Origin of the sequence: Clostridium porci, assembly GCF_009696375.1 — a bacterium.
GTDB lineage: Bacteria > Bacillota > Clostridia > Lachnospirales > Lachnospiraceae > Enterocloster > Enterocloster porci.
On sequence record NZ_VUMD01000057.1, the window covers coordinates 1 to 1,954 of the forward strand.

At 44.1% G+C, this 1,954-nt stretch carries 2 protein-coding genes; both read right to left on the reverse strand.

What is annotated here, in order from left to right; all coding sequences use genetic code 11:
* Positions 1 to 1,141 (reverse strand): hypothetical protein (locus tag FYJ39_RS20305; RefSeq protein ID WP_207708718.1); only part of this gene is annotated, 1,141 nt, incomplete at its 3' end.
* Between the two features lie 61 nt (positions 1,142 to 1,202).
* Complete coding sequence (locus tag FYJ39_RS20310; protein ID WP_235919914.1) at positions 1,203 to 1,481, reverse strand: hypothetical protein; 279 nt, start codon at positions 1,479 to 1,481, stop codon at positions 1,203 to 1,205.
* Positions 1,482 to 1,954: the final 473 nt, after the last annotated feature.

Sequence of the window (1,954 nt, forward strand, 5' to 3'; positions counted from 1 at the left end):
GGAGACGTTTTGCATATCGTACTACTCCTGTTCGAGTGACAGTATCTGGTACATACTTCTTTGCGAGGATTCCCTCTGCTGTCTTGTTTTTATCAGCTGATTCAACTAATTCATACTTGTCATATTCGGCGGTACCAGATGCACGGAACTTCTGACCTGTATTCCCTTCTATCACATAGATGCTAAGGTCTTTTTCATTGCCAGTCCGTTGTGAATGATAGGTTTTTCCATTCGTTAAATATTCTTTGTATTGATCGTAGCCCACAACCTTGTAGTAGCTGTAGCTGCTATCAACATTAGGAACAATCAAGTTTACTATATTTACCTGTTTTCCTTGAAGAGTTGGTTCTATTGCTGTAAAGACAAAGGTACTCCCCTCCGTATAAGAACTTCTAATATTTCTTGTTACAGTTCCATTCTTATCAGCAGATTCTGAATAAGCAAGCGAATATTGATACCCTACCTCTTGGAGTTTATCAAAGCTAATTTTGCTACCATTCAGAGTAAGCTCTTTCTCTTCTAGAACACGATTAGATGCTGCGTCAACCAAGCTAACTTTAACATTGGCACTGCTTTTATCGTTTGGAGCAGAGAAGGTGAGATACCAGTCTTTACCATATTTTTTGTTAAACGTATTTTTGTTGTTTGAAACTAAATCCTCTAGCGTTACAATCGCAAACGTATAGCGGCTGTCATCTGGATCAGCCTTATATTTTTCAATATTAAACTTCTTATTTGAAACTGTTATCTCCTTTGGTACTTCCGGATTCCAAACCGCTGCTTCGGATTCTACGTCTGGTTTATTAGTAGGCGTTTCCTCCAAAACGCTCCACCTGTTGCCTGCACCGGCCGCTGCTTCACTGGGAGTAGCTTCGCTGGGGGTAGCTTCACTTGGGGTAGCTTCGCTGGCTGTCGCCTCCGAATCCTCGGCTTCTTCGTCTGGTTCTTCGGCTGCCCTGGCAGTTCTTTCCGCATCGGATGGAGTTCCCCGATCCACCTCGTCCTCTGTGACTTCGTTTCCCGTTTCTTCTGTCGTGATGGCCGGCTGTTCTGCTATTTGTGCATAGACGGGTATCCCATTGCCAAGCAGCGTCACGGCCATCATCAGGCACAGAACAAACGATATTGCTCTCTTTTTCATGAGCTTTTCCTTCCTTTCTCTTATGATTGGATCACCATGGATGAATAGACCGCCCGTTCCGCTAAAGGTATTCCTGGCTCGGATGACGGTGCAAAATGCTGGAATGTTCCGATAGCTGCCAAATCAATCTTTCTTTTGCATCGGATGCAGTCGCTTCCGGGGAAAGGCCAGCCAGATAAGCCAAGGCGTCATTCCAGGATTTCAGCGAAAATGCTGCCGCAGGAATATGCACCAGTTCCATCGTCAGATGGAATTGCTCCCATGGGCTGAGATACCGCAAATCGGAAAGATACCCACATCCGGCTTTTGGGCCAAGCGCTCCAACAATTCTACCGGCCATCTTTCTTTCACTCCATTCACCTCCTGCCGTTTCAACGGGAATCTGAACCGCCTATCCTTTGTGCTGAATGGCTTTCATTACCCCAGAATAATGATTCTGTGGTAATGATTTCAGGTTCTGAGAGCTGAATACTCCTTTGAATGGATGAAAGAAGTTTTAACCGGCATAAAAACCAGACCTGTGCACATTTATCAGGGTGCAGGTCTATTTTTCGCATTTATTTTTACATTTGATATGTAATAAATGGTTGAAAATCAGGGCTAAACTATCTATAATAAAAGCTAATCAGTTCTATTTATAACTGAGCAAGGATGCCATGGAACCACAGAATCATTATTCTGAGGTACTATGAAATCAGGCGCATTCTCTGTAAGGTTCGCTCATGTTCCCGTGTGCCCATGGCTACATAAATCCGTGTGGTTTCTACGGAAGCATGCCCTAAGATGTCCGCCAGATACGCCAGGTTCTTTTTG

Excerpts from the sequence above, each read along its gene's own strand:
- FYJ39_RS20310 (WP_235919914.1), bottom strand. The coding sequence starts at position 1,481 with ATGGCCGGTAGAATTGTTGGAGCGCTTGGCCCAAAAGCCGGATGTGGG.